Genomic DNA, 14,636 nt, shown 5'->3' on the forward strand with positions numbered 1-14,636 from the left:
CAAATCCACCCTGCCCCGCTTCCCGGTTTTGTGGCAGGGCGACGCCATGCAGACGACAACGCTTTCCGCGCGCCGCCCCGCCCCGCCAATAGCGACCGCGATAGGCATCTATGGCAGCGCCGGTCGGATGGGGCGCGCGATCGCCGATGCGATCGAGACCGCCGGCGCCATGCTGGCGGGGGGCGTCGATGCCGGCGAAGATCCCAATCCGATCGCGACGATTGCCGATGTGATGGTCGACTTCTCGTCGCCATTGGCGATCGAGGCGCATCTCGCCGCGGCGCGCGGCGCGGGCACCGCGATCGTGATCGGTACCACCGGCCTGTCGCCGCAGCACCAGTCGCTGATCGATGCCGCCGCCGCCGACATTGCCGTCCTGCAGACCGGAAACACCTCGCTTGGTGTGACGCTGCTCAACATCCTCGTCCGCGATGCCGCCGCCCGGCTCGGCGCCGACTGGGACATCGAGATCGTCGAGATGCATCACCGCCACAAGGTCGACGCGCCATCGGGCACCGCGCTGCTGTTGGGCGAAGCCGCAGCGAAAGGTCGCGGGACGACACTTGCCGAACTCCGCGTCGACAGCCGCGCCGGTCTGGTCGGCGCGCGCAGCGAGGGCACGCTCGGATTTGCCTCCGTGCGGGGCGGATCGGTGATCGGCGACCACAGCGTGATCTTCGCGGGCGAAGGCGAGCGGATCGAATTGAACCACCGTGCCGACGACCGCTCGATCTTCGCGCGCGGCGCGGTCCAGGCGGCGATCTGGCTCGCCGGACAGCCCGCCGGCCGATACCGGATGGGCGACGTGCTCGGCCTGTAACGCCGTGACGAAGGCCGATGTCGTCGAATTCTATGCGCGGCTGGCCGAAGCCGACCCGCATCCCGAAACCGAGCTCGAATTCGTCAATCCGTACACGCTGGTCGTCGCTGTCGCGTTATCGGCGCAAGCCACAGATGTCGGCGTCAACAAGGCGACGCGGGCGCTGTTCCGCGAGGTCGACACGCCCGCTAAGATGGTCGCACTCGGTCTCGACGCGTTGAAGGGGCACATCAAGACCATCGGCCTGTTCAATACCAAGGCCAAGAACGTCATCGCGCTTTCGCAGATGCTGATCGACGACTATGGCGGCGAGGTCCCGAACGACCGCGATGCGCTCGAACGGCTGCCGGGCGTCGGGCGCAAGACCGCCAACGTCGTGCTGAACGTGGCGTTCGGCGCAGAGACCTTCGCGGTCGACACGCACATCTTCCGGGTCGGCAACCGCACCGGACTGGCGCGGGGCAAGACGCCGCTCGCGGTCGAGCTGAAACTCGACAAGGCGACCCCGCAGCCCTTCCGCCTGCACGCGCATCACTGGCTGATCCTGCACGGCCGCTATGTGTGCAAGGCGAGGACGCCCGAATGCTGGCGGTGCATTGTCAGCGATCTGTGTGCCTATAAACCCAAGACGCCATCGCCCAAGGAACGGGGCAAGATCGCGACCGGAATTGCGAGCGTGACGGGTACATCGACAGCCGAACGTTGAGCGTTTGCGCCGACCGTTGAGCAAGTCCCGCGTCGATCTGCGTGAAAACGGCTAGCGCGTCCCGTTGCGCTTTGCTAGGCGACCTGTCCGGCACCCGTAGCTCAGCTGGATAGAGCGCTGCCCTCCGAAGGCAGAGGCCACTGGTTCGAATCCAGTCGGGTGCACCAAACTTCGTCGTATTCTGCAACAGTTCGTAGATTTCCGCTCGTGCGGGGCTGCATGCACTCGGTACGCGCCGGGGTCGGCATTAATGAAGTGTTCGTCATACCGCGTGCGGCGGTTGCAGGCGGGACGTGGCGGGGCTAGGCGGACAGCCGATGCGATTGACGTACCATTCTTCGTCGATCGAGACGCGCGGTTCGGCAAGGCGGCGAAGCATCGCGGTCGGCCTGACGATCCTCGCGCATATCCTGATCATCCTGTTGCTGTTGCGGCTGGCGCCGTCTTCGGTCGTGAAGCCGGACGAACCCCGCAATCCGGTGACGTTCCAGCTAGCGCCCGATCAGACGACGCCGACCCCGGCCAAGCGGACGCCGTCCCCCACCAAGGCCAAGCGCGCGAGCGGCGGCTCACCCCCGCGCGCGGCGCCCCGAGCCGACGTCGCGCAGGCGCCCCCCGCGCCGCCCAAATCGCCACCACCGCTGCCCATCAAGATGCTCGGCGGGATGGAGATGTTCGACGCCGCGGATATCTCGAAGATGCCGTCGCATCCCGACGATCAGCTGGCCGGGGGGGATGGGGGTAGCGGTTCGGGGAAGGGTAAGGACAGTGGTTCCGCCTATGGTCCTGGCGAAGGACCCGGCGGTGAGCGCCTGTACAAGGTCGAATGGTATCGCCGTCCGACCGACGCGGAACTGAACGGCTATCTGAAAAGCCCGCCGCCGCCGAACAGCTGGGCGAAGATCGCCTGCCGGATGATCGCCAATTACCAGGTCGAGAATTGCCGTGCGCTGAGCGAGTCGCCGGTCGGATCGGGTCTTGCCCGGTCGATGCGTCAGGCCGCGTGGCAGTTCCGCGTTCGCCCGCCCCGCGTCGGCGGCAAGCAGATCCTGGGCGGGTGGGTCGAGATCGACATCGAGTTCAATTCGGGCAAGGCGCCGTAGACCCCGGCGTCCGCGCGTGCAGCGAAACCTATGGTCGAGCGGGTTCCGCGATGACGGGCTCCACCACGCTCGGGCTCGAGGCAGTTGGCGCTTGAAGCTGTTCGATGATCGGCATGGCCGCGCGCGGTGGCGGTTCGGTCACCCCGCCTGGCCCCAGGATATCGTCGACGTTGCGGCCGTGGAGATGGTCGATCTCCGCCTGGCGCCGACGCAGGTAGAATTCGCGCGAGGCCGCATAGGGGTCGGCGGCGTTGTCGTGCAGGTCCTTCAGCGTGTCATCGAATTCCGAGCGATGATCGAGCGCGCCGAGCGCCCCCGCCGGAATCGTATAGGTCGGGCTGGTGAACGGGTCGCCGACCGCGGCTGGCAGCAACAGCCGGTCGATGCCGCCGCCGACCAGGTCGCGTACCGTCGTCGGACCGACGAGCGGGAGAAACAGGAACGGCCCGTTCTTCACGCCGTAATAGCCGAGCGTATTGGCAAACCCGTTGGAGCGACGCGGGAGGCGGAACGGCTTGCGCTTGGCGATATCCAGCACGCCCACCGCGCCGATCGTCGAGTTGATCGCGAACCGCCCGACGGTTTCCGCGGCCTTGCCGGGCTTGAACTGCAGCAGGAAGTTCACGAACACGATCGGCTCGCGCAGATTGTACAGGAAATTGTGAATGCCGCGGCGGATCGGCGACGGCACGGTCTTCTTGTACTGACGCGCGACCGGGCCAATGACCGCCGTATCGACCGCCTGGGTCGCCCCGAACGCGGCCGCGTTGACCGACCGCAGCGGATCGCCCGCGAGCGGTTTGCGTCCGATGATGACGATGTCGCGCTGGGAACCGGGCCTGACCGGCGCGGGGGGCGCTGCCTCCGCCATCGGTAGATCGGTCCGGGGTGGCACCGGCCCTGGGACGGGCGCGGGCGTGGGCGTAATCGACAGCGAGGTTATCGGCGGACTCGCAGCCCTGTCACCGACGCTCTCCTGTGGTTCCAGAGGCCGTTGCGCGACGAGCGATTCGCCGTTCGCCTGCATCGATGTTGCAGCCATCAGCAACGCGGTCGTCCAGGCCAACATACGCAATCTTTACCCCGTTTTACCGGCGACAATGTGCACGCTTCGAAGCGGCTACGCCATCACGACCGATACAAGACAGCCGCTGCGACGATTAGCGTCGCAAGGCAAGCGCGTAATCGTCTTCAGGGTGTCGGGCGGGGCGATCTTGCGAGGGGCCGACCTTGTCCGCCCCCGCCCCGTTAGCGAGACATACCGATCGGCTGCTTGCGGTCGGCCGACAACGTACGCGCCAGCGCGACGATGTCGCTGCCATCGACCTGAAGCTCGTTGAAGGCCGGGGGGGTACCGCGCGTCCGCTTCGACAGCGTGCCTGCGCCGATCATGCGGATCGTCTGGCCTTCGCGATCGACGGGGATATCGAAGGGATCGTGGACATGTCCGGACAGGACGGCGTGCGCCCCCGCCTGCGCGAGTGCGGTCAGCGCCTCGTCGCCGTACCGCGTCTTGGCAGTACCGGTCGTCCCCCCCTCGATCAGCGGGTGATGGGCGGCCACGAAGATCAAGTTCCCCTTCGGGGCGTCGGCGATCATCGCGAGCGCGCGTCGCAGCGAGCCTTGGCCCACCCTGCCCTTCGACCAGTTCCACCGCCACTGCGCCCGCGCGGTCGTCTTCAATGGCACGATCGTCAGTCCAGGGAGTTCGAGCGGGCGTTCGATCATCTGTTCGACGGCGGCATAGCGCTGATACGGCGCGAAAATCCGGCGAAACGGGTCCCAGTAATAGGGAATGTCGTGGTTACCGACCTCCAGCGTGACGGGCACGCCGAGCGAGCGCAGCCATTCGCCACCCTGTTCGAACTCCCGCTTGGTGGCGCGCATCGTCAGATCGCCGGTCATGATGACCGCATCCGGTTTCTCCGCGGCGACCCGCTCGCTGAACCACGCAATCGCCGCGGGGTCTTCCGCGCCGAAATGGACGTCGCTGACGTGGAACAGCTTCAACATGCGCGGATTACGCAAGTTCGGAGAGGGTTGCAGGCTGGTGTACCGGGCAACCGTTGAAGTTGCCGCGGAAGTTCGCCGACTGCGTATAGGTATCCTTGCGCACGCGGTTGACCCCGCCGAGCGGCTGATGCGCCGCCACGCCATTCCAGATGCTGTAGTACAGCGCATCGTCGGTGCGGTCGGTAACGCCGTGCTCCCAGGAGATCTGCGGCCCGACCGTCAGCGTGGCGACCGTGACGAACGGGCTTTCCGCCTCGTCCCAGACGACCGAGGCATCCTCGATCGGCATGGCCGCGAGGTCGGTGTTGAGCTGGACGCGCAACTCCCAGACGCCGCCATGTTCCACCATCTCTTCGCGCACCACTTCGCGCAGGGCGTCCGGGCGTGCGGTGATGTCGACGGTATCGCCGGTGAGGCGCGTCAGTTCGGGCGCGACGGGGAACAGCGCGACCTTCGCGATATAGTCGCCGTAGCGCAGCGGCGTCTGCGAGTAATAGGTCTCGCCAAGCGGGTGGACGGGCTTTGCGCCACCAAGCGTCTTCAAGGTCGTGGACTGGGCACCGACGGCCTCGAGCGCAGCCTCGACGACGCGGAAGGTGGCGGACATCGCCTTCTTCACGCCTTCGAACCGGTCGGTCGTCTTCGACAGGAGTTTGAGGTTCTTCGAGAACGCCTTGGGATCCGCGGCGGCGAATGCAGGCGTATTGACCATGATGAAGTCCTGCGTCGTCGCGCCTTCGGACCCGGGCAACCGCGGTCCGTCGACATCGAGGACCTTCAGCGCGATCCCGCGCGGCAGGCTGATGCTGTCGTCGAGAATGTCGCCGGCGTTGGTCGAAATGCGAACGACCGCCTCATGCTCGCCGGACTTGGCGAAGATCCCCTGGGCCAGTTCGGCGGGCAGATCGGCGGCGATGGTGAGCGTGCCGCGCGCGATCCCGTGTGCCTTGGCGTGTACCGCCCGAACCGCATGGCCATAATCCTGCGACGTCGTCTCGAGAATCTCGCGAAACGACTCCTGGAGTCCTGCCAGCGTCTCCTGCTCGTCGGAGGCGACCGTCTCGACGGACGGATCGTAGCGGACGGGGTGCTTGCTGGACATCGGGTAGAACTCCTCTTGGTACCGCGTCGTAACCCCCTGGTCCGAGAAGACGTTCCCGCGGTGCCGATACGCGGGTGCAAACACTGCGTTGCAAACCTGCCGTCGACCGCCGATCAGCGGCATCGAAGGAGCATTCGATGCAGATACCCGAAATCACCATGCCGACGGTCGCGATCGTCGGCGTCACGGACCGCTTCCCGGTGCGTCGCATCTTCTGCGTGGGGCAGAATTATGCGGACCACGCGCGCGAAATGGGATCCGATCCGGACCGGCAACAGCCGTTCTTCTTCTCGAAGCCGGCGGATGCCGTCGTCGCGAGCGGTACGACCTTACCGTTTCCGACGCAGACCGAGGACCTGCATCACGAGGTCGAGCTGGTCGTCGCGATCGGCGTCGGGGGAAAGGCCGTCGCCGCGAGCGACGCGGCCGCGATGATCTTCGGCGCAGGTGTCGGCATCGACCTTACGCGGCGCGATCTGCAGGCGGTTGCGAAAAAGGCGGGTCGCCCGTGGGACATGGCGAAGGGGTTCGATCGGTCGGCCCCGATCGGCGCGCTGACCCCCGGTCTGCCCGCCGCACAGGGTGCGATCGCGCTGACGGTCGATGGCGAGACACGCCAATCGGGCGACCTGTCGATGATGATATGGAGCGTGGCCGAGGTTATCGCGGTGCTGTCGACGTTCGTCGAACTCGCCCCGGGCGACCTAATCTTCACCGGCACCCCTGCGGGCGTCGGCCCGATCCGGCGCGGCCAGCGCGTACGTGCCACGATCGACGGACTCGAACCGCTGGAGATCGCCGTCGGGGACTGACGCACGACCGACGACGCCGTTCGCGTCGTTCCGCTATTGCACATCGTTATCATTTCTATACCAGAGGCGTATGAGTGCGCGCCGCCTTGCAGAATCGAACCGCCCGATGGCCCCGAGGCCATGACGCGCGGTACGATCAAGGCGTGGTACCTCGTCCACAAATGGACGAGCCTGATCTGCACGGCGTTCCTGCTGATGCTGTGCGTGACCGGCCTGCCGTTGATCTTTCATGAGGAGATCGACGGCTGGCTCGATCCCCCCGCGCCGCTGGCTGCGCTACCCGTGACGACCCCGTCGCTCTCGCTCGACACCATCCTGGCGCGCGCCGCCGCACAGGCACCGGGCGACATTCCGCTGTATATCAGCTTCGACGCCGACCGGCCGATCGTCTACGTCACGACCGGCCCGACCGCCGACGCGGTTCCTGCGGCGATGCACTTCCTGGCGCTCGACGCGCGCACCGGGGCGATGCTGCCGCCGCATGTCGACGGCGTCATGGACATCGTCCTGAAACTGCATACCGACATGCTGCTCGGCTTCTGGGCGGAGATCTTCCTGGGCGTCATGGGCCTGTTGTTCTTTGCGGCGATCGTATCCGGCGTGGTGCTCTACGCGCCGTTCATGGCGAAGCTCGATTTCGGGACGCTGCGACGGAACCGTAGCACGCGGCTCGGGTGGCTGGACCGGCACAACCTGCTCGGCATCGTCACGCTCGTATGGGCCAGCGTGGTGGGGGTTACCGGGACGATCAACACATTCGTGGTGCCGATCACCGGGATCTGGAAAGCCAACGAACTTGCCGCGATCATCGCGAGCGAAACGCGGACGCCGCTGGGTGGGCAGCGCGCATCGGTGCAGGCCGCGCTGGACGCGGTACAACGCGAGGCGCCCGGCATGAAGCCGCAGTTCATCGCCTTTCCCGGCGTCGTGTTCAGCAGCAAGCATCATTATGCCGTGTTCCTGCGCGGTACGACGCCGTTGACGTCGAAACTGCTGCTGCCGGGCTTCGTCGATGCGGCGACCGGGCGGCTCGACGCGGTGACGCCGATGCCGTGGTACATGCAGGCGATGCTGCTCGCGCAGCCGCTACACTTCGGCGATTATGGCGGGATGGCGATGAAGATCGTCTGGGCGGTGTTCGACGTGCTCACGATCGTGGTGCTCGGGAGCGGCCTGTACCTCTGGCTTCGGCGACGCGGCGGACCGAGCGAACAGCGTGTCCGCGAAGTCGTGATGGCGGGTGAAGCATGAGGCACAAGACGATGCTCCAGATCTTCGGCATTCCGATGCTGATCGGTATCCTGACGCTTCTCGGGCTGGTGGCTGGCCTGCTCGGGGACGACGGCTGGGACGTCGCGGCCGGTATGCTGCTTGCCGCGCCGCTGGCGATCACCGCCTGGTATTGGACCAGACCCGCGGTGCCGACCGCGAAACGCGATCGTACCGGCGTGACCCGGCGCATGCCCGAGGTTCAACGAGCATAACCGTGCGGGGCCGGTTGATAACCGACCCCGCACCGTCATTCGGTCGCCCTTTCAGGCGCCGCGCGCCGGTTGCGCGACGGGCGCGGTGCCGGCTGCCGGGAGCGGCGCAGTCCCAGTCTGCGGGACCACGGCGCCGGATGCCGGGACCGCCGGCAGCGTACCGGGAGCCATTGCCGTAGGCGCCGGCGGAACGACACCCGCGGGCGGCGGGGGTGCACCGGGACCGCCGGGACCACCATCTGGGCCACCACGACCGGGATCATCCGGGCCGGGACCATCCGGGCCGGGACCGGGGCGACCACGCGGCGGCCCACCGACCGGACCGAGTGCGGTCACCTTGCCGTCGGCGCCGACCAGGAACGCGGCGTGGACGAAGCCCTGCTCGAACTGACCCTGGACGGTGACTGGCTGACCGGCGGTGACGAGCGTGCCGTCCTCGCCTTCGCGGCCGAGGTCGACGAGCGCGCGGCCGGTGCGATCGGCCATCACGAACTTGTTGCCATAGACTTCGGCGACGTTGCCGCGGATCGTGACGATCCCGTCCGACTGGAGCGAGCGGATCGCGACCGGCGTGGCGGGGGCCATGGTCACGGTAGGGCGGGTGGCGGCGACAGTGACGGCGCCGGCGGCACCGCCGACGACGAGCAGACCGGCGGCGGCGATCGCCAGACGGTTGCGGCGAAACTTCGAGCGATCGGCTGGGTGTTCCGACATGATGTCTGTCCTCTCGTTGGTTGACGAGGGACGTTCTACGCCTCGCCGACCGACGCCCGCTGAACCAAGCCGTTCAGTTTCCGTTTGGTACGCAGGATTAGGGACGACAGGCATGCGGGTATTGGTGGTCGAGGACGATGCGGCGATCGCCGACGGGCTGGCGCGGGCATTGCGTGCGGAGAATTTCGCGGTGGATGTCGCGACCAACGGCGAAGACGGCGGCCATCTCGGCGCGACAGAGCTCTACGATGTCGCGGTGCTCGATCTGGGCCTGCCCAAGCGCGACGGCCTGTCGGTGCTGCGCGACTGGCGGTCGGCGGGGCGCGACCTGCCGGTGCTGATCCTGACCGCGCGCGACGGCTGGTCGGAAAAGGTCGAGGGGTTCAAGGCGGGCGCCGACGATTACGTCGTGAAGCCGTTCCGCGTCGAGGAGGTCGTGATGCGCCTGCGCGCGCTGGTCCGGCGCGCCGCGGGGCATGCCGCATCGCGCGTGACCTGCGGGCCGCTGGCGTTCGACGCGCAGCTCGGCACGTTCGAGCTGGACGGACTGCCGCTCAAACTGACCGCGTTCGAGTGGCGCGTGCTGTCGGCCCTGATGCTGCGGCGCGAGGTCGTGATCGAACGCGCCGACCTGATCGAACGCGTCTACGAAGGCGATGCCGATGTCGATTCGAACTCGATCGAGGTGATCATCGGCCGGTTGCGGCGCAAGATCGGCGCGCAGATGATCGAGACGGTGCGCGGGCGCGGCTATCGCCTGACGGGTGATGGCGCGTGAGGCTGCTACGGTCGCTCGTGCCCCGCTCGTTATACGGCCGGATGCTTGCGATCTCGGCGATCTCGACGCTGTTCGCGCTCGTGTTCGCGGGTTTCGCGATCAGTCATGTTCTCGAGCGGTTCGTCATGCGCGGGCTCGACGATCGGCTCGATGCGCAGATTACCGTGGTCGCGCGCGCCGTTCGCCCCGATGGGAGTCTCGACCGCGCGCGGATCGTCGATCTGGCCGGGTTCGATTCGCCCGGGTCGGGATGGGCCTGGCAGGTGGCTGGCCCCGCGGGACGCGTGACGAGCGACGGTTCGGCGTCCCGGCCTATCGTCCTGCCCGAGCCCGGGGCCGGTCCCCCTCGCCCGCCCCTGGAGGGATCGCCATCGCCGTTGCCGCGCGTCGACACGCAGCCGCGTCCCGGTGAGGCGCGTGACCGGCATGGCGAACGGCTGCATTCGCGCACTGCGATCGTCGCCAGCCGCGCGGGTCCGGTGACGATCACTGCCGTCGGTCCGCGCCGGATCGTCGAGGCGCCGCTGCGTGAGGCGATGATCCCGCTGCTCGGCTCGCTTGCGCTGCTCGGCATCGGCCTTGCCCTGGCGACGCTGTTCCAGTTGCGGATCGGTTTCGGTCCGCTCCGCGATCTGCGCGAGTCGCTCGCGGCTGTCCGGGCCGGCAGCGAGCGCCACATTCCCGATAAGCAGCCCGGCGAACTGCGTCCGTTGGTCATCGAACTGAACGCGCTGATCGACCAGAACGCCGCCGGGCTGGCGCACGCACGCCAACATGTCGCGAACCTTGCGCACGGGCTGAAGACACCGCTCGCCGCACTGTCGCTCAAGCTCGCCGAAGCCGGCGCGGCGGACGATCTGCGCGATATGGTCGACCAGATCGACTCGCGCGTACGGCATCATCTGGGTCGCGCACGCGCCGACGCCGCCGGTTCGGGTACACGCGCCAGGACCGCGATAGCGCCCGCGATCGACGACCTCGCGAACGTCTTGCGGCGTGTTCATGCCGAACGCCCCTTGTCGGTCGATATCGCCGTGCCGACCGATATCGCGGTGGCGGTCGACCCGCAGGATCTCGACGAGATGGTCGGCAATCTGCTCGACAACGCCTGGCGTCATGCACGCACCCGGATCGTGGTCTCGGTCGTCGTGGCGGGCCCTGTCGTATCGCTGACGATCGCCGACGACGGCGATGGGCTGGAGACGGCGGCGATCGGCGAGGCGATGATGCCCGGCCGTCGTCTCGACGAACGCGGCGATGGGCACGGGTTCGGCCTGTCGATCGCCCGCGAACTCGCAGAACTGAACGGTGGTGGGTTAACGCTGGGACGCTCTGCCGAACTCGGTGGCTTGTCGACCACGCTAACCCTTCCGATACAGTCCTAGCCCACCGTTAACCCGCGACGAGCCTCCGATAATTCCCAAAATTACAATGTGCTGCGCCCATTGCTGTTGCATCGGTAACATCAGGCAACATCCCGCTTAAGTCGAAATTAACCTTTTACCTTCATTTGTCCTGTGGTTAATGAATCGAAGTCGAGCGGCTGACATGGGGTGTCGGGCGGTCTCGCGATAAGGGGACGACGCATGCGGGTGCTGCTGATCGAGGACGAGCCGACCACGGCCAAGGCTATCGAGCTGATGCTGACGACCGAGGGGTTCAACGTCTACATCACCGATCTCGGGGAAGAAGGCCTCGATCTGGGCAAGCTGTATGATTACGACATCATCCTGCTCGACCTTAACCTGCCCGACATGCACGGATACGACGTGCTCAAGCGCCTGCGGGTCGCGCGCGTGTCGACACCGGTGCTGATCCTGTCGGGCGTCAACGAGATGGACTCGAAGGTTCGCAGCTTCGGCTTCGGCGCGGACGATTACGTCACCAAGCCGTTCCACCGCGAAGAACTGGTCGCGCGCATCCACGCCGTCGTGCGTCGGTCGAAGGGCCATAGCCAGTCGGTCATCCGCACCGGCAAACTCGCGGTCAATCTCGACGCCAAGACGGTCGAAGTCGATGGCAGCCGCGTCCATCTGACCGGCAAGGAATATGCGATGCTGGAGCTGCTGTCGCTCCGCAAGGGCACGACCCTGACCAAGGAAATGTTCCTCAACCACCTGTATGGCGGGATGGACGAGCCGGAACTCAAGATCATCGACGTGTTCATCTGCAAGCTGCGCAAGAAGCTCAGCCTGGCATGCGATGGTGAGAATTACATCGAGACCGTCTGGGGTCGCGGATATGTGCTGCGCGAACCCGACGAGGTGCTCGAAGCGCAGGTCGCGTAACTCCCCTGTAATTTCGGGAGCGCATGAGGCCGCGGCACCGGGGGGTGCTGCGGCCTTTCCTGTTTGCCCCGTCATCCCGGCGAACGTCAGGATCCAGAGCGATAAAGCGGTGCGCTTGGAACCCCGGGTCCTGACTTCCGTCAGGATGACGGGGCGTTTTGGGCGGTGGCCTGTACTCTCGCCAGCGACGTCCGCCCTACTTCTTCCGCCGCAGTCGCCGGAACAGCCCACGCTTGCTGAGGGACTCGAACATCTCCTCCGGGCCTTCGGGATCGAGCACTTCGTTGTCCGCCAGCCATTCCTCGACCGAGGTCAGGTCCGGCACTTCGTAAGGCTGCAGCGTCTTGCCCTTGCCGCGCAGGCGTTCGATCGTGTCGATCAGCGACCCCGTCTCCGCGATCAGGTCGGTCACGATATGCGGTTCGACCCCCAGATGCTCCGCGATCAGACCGTTGCGAATTGCGGCGATACCTTGCGATGTCGCATCGTCGGTAGCGCGGATCGCAAGGTCGCACTCGGTATCGAGCCGGAGCGAACGATTGTTCATGTTCGACGACCCGAGCCGGAACACGTCGTCGTCGGCGATCAAGATCTTCGCGTGGCAATAGATCGCCTCGCCGCCCTTCGTGAAGGGATGATACATGCGGAGCCGGCTGTGTGTGTCACGCCGGTGCAGCGCCTCCATCAACCGCGCACGCGCGGTATCCATCGCGATCGGCTCCAGCCAACCTTGCGCGGTCGTCGGGTTGATGATGACAATCTCGGGGCCGGCCGCCTCGTCGAGCCGCTTCGCCACCGCCTCGGCGATCTTGCGCGACGCGAAATATTGGCTTTCGATATACAGATGCTTCTTGGCGCGTGCGATCTGGCCCAGGAACAGCGCCTCGCTTTCGTACACCGGTTCCTGATCGGACATCTCCGGCTCGCTGCGCGCGATCGCGACATCGACGTCGCGAAAATCGACCTCGAGTCCCTCGGGCCAATAACGGCTGCCAGGCTGACCGGCGGCCATCTTCATGCCCCCGGCCAGATGCCAGCGGCGGCGGAACAGTTCGCCCAGCGCGTGCGCGACGGGGCCTTGGACGGCGCTAATCGCGTCGTGCCACGGCTTGTACGGCTTGCCCGATGGCTGGACGCGATGCGGATCGTCGTCGTGGTGATCACGCGTATCCCAGCGATCGCCGGTCATGTCGATGCCGCCGCAGAACGCCAGCGCATCGTCGATGATGACGATCTTCTGGTGATGCGAGGCCGCGGTCGGGTGGTGGCCGTCGAGCTTGGTATGGATACGCTTGTGCCGCATCCATTTCATCATCGTGAAGATCGTCGAGCCGCGAAACACCGACTTGATCGCACCGGTATCCCAGCGCAGCACGAACACCTCGAGTTCGGGCTCGCGCTCGACCAGCCACAGCATGAAGTCGCCAAGCGTCTTGGGCTCGCCGGGCCGGTCGACGCCTGGCTCGAGCTCGATGCGGGCGTCGAAATCCCAACCGATCAGCAGGATGCGACGCTTGGCGCCCATCATGGCGACGCGTGCGGTACGGAAATACTTTTCCGCATCGACGATCACCGCCATCTGTTCGGCGCGTTCGACCCGCCAGCATTCCGTCCCGACCTGCATTCGCGTCCCTTCGTTTGCCTGTCGGCATTGTGCGCAGTCACGCATTTGGTTGCGCCCCCGCCCTGTATCGCCGCCGCTCGCGCGCCTATCTAACGCGCTGATGGCCGCCCCTCCTACCCAGCCGCCCGCCCAGCGCAAGGTGATCCATGTCGACATGGATGCCTTCTATGCGTCGGTCGAGCAGCGCGACGACCCGTCGCTGAAGGGAAAGCCGGTCGCGGTCGGCGGATCGCGCGCGCGCGGCGTCGTGGCGGCGGCAAGCTACGAAGCGCGCGCGTTCGGCGTGCGCAGCGCGATGCCGTCGGCAACCGCGATCCGACGCTGCCCGGACCTGGTCTTCGTGCCGCCGCGATTCGACGTCTACCGCGAGGTCTCGGACCGGATCCGGGCGATCTTCGCGGACTACACCCCGCTGGTCGAGCCGCTGTCGCTCGACGAGGCCTATCTCGACGTGACGGAGGACATTCGCGGCCTTGGCACCGCGGCCGCGATCGCGGAGGAGATCCGGGCGCGCATCAAGGCGGATACCGGGCTGACCGCGTCCGCCGGGGTCAGCTACAACAAGTTCATCGCCAAGCTCGCGTCGGACCAGAACAAGCCGGACGGGATCTGCATCATCACGCCGAAGCGTGGCGCGGCGTTCGTTCAGTCGCTGCCGGTCAAGCGCTTTCACGGCGTCGGACCGGTCACAGCGCAGAAGATGGAGCGGCTGGGAATCGTCACGGGCGCCCACCTGCACGACCAGAGCCTGGCGTTCCTCCAGGCGCATTTCGGCAGCTATGCGGAGTATCTGTACGGCGCGGCGCGCGGCATCGACCATCGTCCGGTGCGGGTAGATCGTGCCGCCAAGTCGGTCGGCGCCGAGCGGACGTTCGAGACCAATCTCAGCGAACCCGAGGACCTGCGGGCCGCGTTGCACCGCGTCGCGGATGCGGCGTGGCTACGGATCGAAAAGCACGGGACGCGCGGACGGACGATCACCCTGAAACTGCGTCATGCCGATTTCCGGACGATCACGCGGGCACGCTCTTCGCTGGCCGCCGTCACGGACAAGGCGGCATTTCTGACCGCGGGGCTGGAATTGTTGATGGCGCAGATGCCCGTCCCGGGGGGAGTTCGCCTGCTTGGCCTCACCTTGTCTGGGATCGTGGCGGAAGACGACGACGTGCAACCGACGCTGTTCTGACGCCGA

Annotated in this window: 15 protein-coding genes and 1 tRNA gene; 11 read left to right on the forward strand and 5 right to left on the reverse strand. The window is 66.5% G+C overall.

Translation table 11 applies throughout. The annotated features are described in order from the left end of the window. Positions 1–46: 46 nt before the first annotated feature. The 4 genes from dapB to U1707_RS04375 all read left to right on the forward strand — a co-directional run bounded on the left by dapB (position 47) and on the right by U1707_RS04375 (position 2,629). Positions 47–820, forward strand: a complete 774-nt coding sequence (gene dapB / locus U1707_RS04360) for a 4-hydroxy-tetrahydrodipicolinate reductase (RefSeq protein WP_332798838.1) — start codon at positions 47–49, stop codon at positions 818–820. Positions 821–824: 4 nt separating this feature from the next. After that, positions 825–1,526 (forward strand): endonuclease III, encoded by a 702-nt coding sequence (gene nth, locus U1707_RS04365; RefSeq protein WP_332798839.1) that lies wholly within the window; start codon positions 825–827, stop codon positions 1,524–1,526. A 90-nt stretch (positions 1,527–1,616) separates the two neighbouring features. Continuing rightward, a tRNA-Arg gene (locus U1707_RS04370) sits at positions 1,617–1,693 on the forward strand. 150 nt (positions 1,694–1,843) lie between these two features. Then, entirely contained in the window at positions 1,844–2,629 is a 786-nt protein-coding gene (locus U1707_RS04375) for a hypothetical protein (RefSeq protein WP_332798840.1), read from the forward strand. A 28-nt stretch (positions 2,630–2,657) separates the two neighbouring features. Here U1707_RS04375 and U1707_RS04380 read toward each other — a convergent pair whose 3' ends face one another. The 3 genes from U1707_RS04380 to U1707_RS04390 form a co-directional block, all read right to left on the reverse strand. Then, the gene (locus U1707_RS04380; RefSeq protein ID WP_332798841.1) at positions 2,658–3,698 is read right to left on the reverse strand and encodes an MlaA family lipoprotein; all 1,041 of its coding nucleotides are present in this window, start codon (positions 3,696–3,698) and stop codon (positions 2,658–2,660) included. A gap of 179 nt (positions 3,699–3,877) precedes the next feature. Then, complete coding sequence (locus U1707_RS04385) at positions 3,878–4,642, reverse strand: metallophosphoesterase family protein (RefSeq protein ID WP_332798842.1); 765 nt, start codon at positions 4,640–4,642, stop codon at positions 3,878–3,880. Positions 4,643–4,649: 7 nt separating this feature from the next. Beyond that, positions 4,650–5,744 (reverse strand): catalase family protein, encoded by a 1,095-nt coding sequence (locus tag U1707_RS04390; protein ID WP_332798843.1) that lies wholly within the window; start codon positions 5,742–5,744, stop codon positions 4,650–4,652. A 137-nt stretch (positions 5,745–5,881) separates the two neighbouring features. Between U1707_RS04390 and U1707_RS04395 the strand changes: the two genes are divergently transcribed. From U1707_RS04395 to U1707_RS04405, 3 genes are all read left to right on the forward strand, one after another. After that, positions 5,882–6,556: a fumarylacetoacetate hydrolase family protein gene (locus tag U1707_RS04395; protein ID WP_332798844.1), complete on the forward strand. Its 675-nt coding sequence runs from the start codon at positions 5,882–5,884 to the stop codon at positions 6,554–6,556. Positions 6,557–6,676: 120 nt separating this feature from the next. Further along, positions 6,677–7,807, forward strand: coding sequence for a PepSY-associated TM helix domain-containing protein (locus U1707_RS04400; protein ID WP_332798845.1), 1,131 nt, complete (start codon positions 6,677–6,679; stop codon positions 7,805–7,807). Further along, positions 7,804–8,040, forward strand: a complete 237-nt coding sequence (locus tag U1707_RS04405) for a hypothetical protein (protein WP_332798846.1) — start codon at positions 7,804–7,806, stop codon at positions 8,038–8,040. Before U1707_RS04400 ends, U1707_RS04405 begins: the two co-directional genes overlap by 4 nt. A 51-nt stretch (positions 8,041–8,091) precedes the next feature. On the opposite strand, the gene U1707_RS04410 is transcribed toward U1707_RS04405, so the two are convergent. After that, complete coding sequence (locus U1707_RS04410) at positions 8,092–8,754, reverse strand: hypothetical protein (protein WP_332798847.1); 663 nt, start codon at positions 8,752–8,754, stop codon at positions 8,092–8,094. A gap of 112 nt (positions 8,755–8,866) precedes the next feature. Here U1707_RS04410 and U1707_RS04415 point away from each other — a divergent pair, with 112 nt between their 5' ends. The 3 genes from U1707_RS04415 (at position 8,867) to ctrA (ending at position 11,820) form a co-directional block, all read left to right on the forward strand. Continuing rightward, entirely contained in the window at positions 8,867–9,532 is a 666-nt protein-coding gene (locus U1707_RS04415) for a response regulator (RefSeq protein WP_332798848.1), read from the forward strand. After that, positions 9,529–10,917 (forward strand): sensor histidine kinase, encoded by a 1,389-nt coding sequence (locus U1707_RS04420; protein ID WP_332798849.1) that lies wholly within the window; start codon positions 9,529–9,531, stop codon positions 10,915–10,917. Before U1707_RS04415 ends, U1707_RS04420 begins: the two co-directional genes overlap by 4 nt. 201 nt (positions 10,918–11,118) lie before the next feature. After that, on the forward strand, positions 11,119–11,820 hold the full coding sequence (ctrA, locus tag U1707_RS04425; protein ID WP_055872989.1) for a response regulator transcription factor CtrA: 702 nt from the start codon (positions 11,119–11,121) through the stop codon (positions 11,818–11,820). A gap of 196 nt (positions 11,821–12,016) precedes the next feature. Here the strand turns inward: ctrA and U1707_RS04430 are convergent, their stop codons facing one another. Then, positions 12,017–13,444 carry a phospholipase D-like domain-containing protein gene (locus U1707_RS04430; RefSeq protein ID WP_332798850.1) on the reverse strand — a complete coding sequence of 476 codons (1,428 nt, stop codon included), beginning with the start codon at positions 13,442–13,444 and terminating at the stop codon, positions 12,017–12,019. Positions 13,445–13,544: 100 nt separating this feature from the next. On the opposite strand from U1707_RS04430, the gene dinB reads away from it, so the two are divergent. Continuing rightward, positions 13,545–14,630, forward strand: coding sequence for a DNA polymerase IV (gene dinB / locus U1707_RS04435; protein ID WP_332798851.1), 1,086 nt, complete (start codon positions 13,545–13,547; stop codon positions 14,628–14,630). Positions 14,631–14,636 lie beyond the last annotated feature (6 nt).

This window comes from Sphingomonas sandaracina (assembly GCF_036663695.1).
GTDB lineage: Bacteria > Pseudomonadota > Alphaproteobacteria > Sphingomonadales > Sphingomonadaceae > Sphingomonas.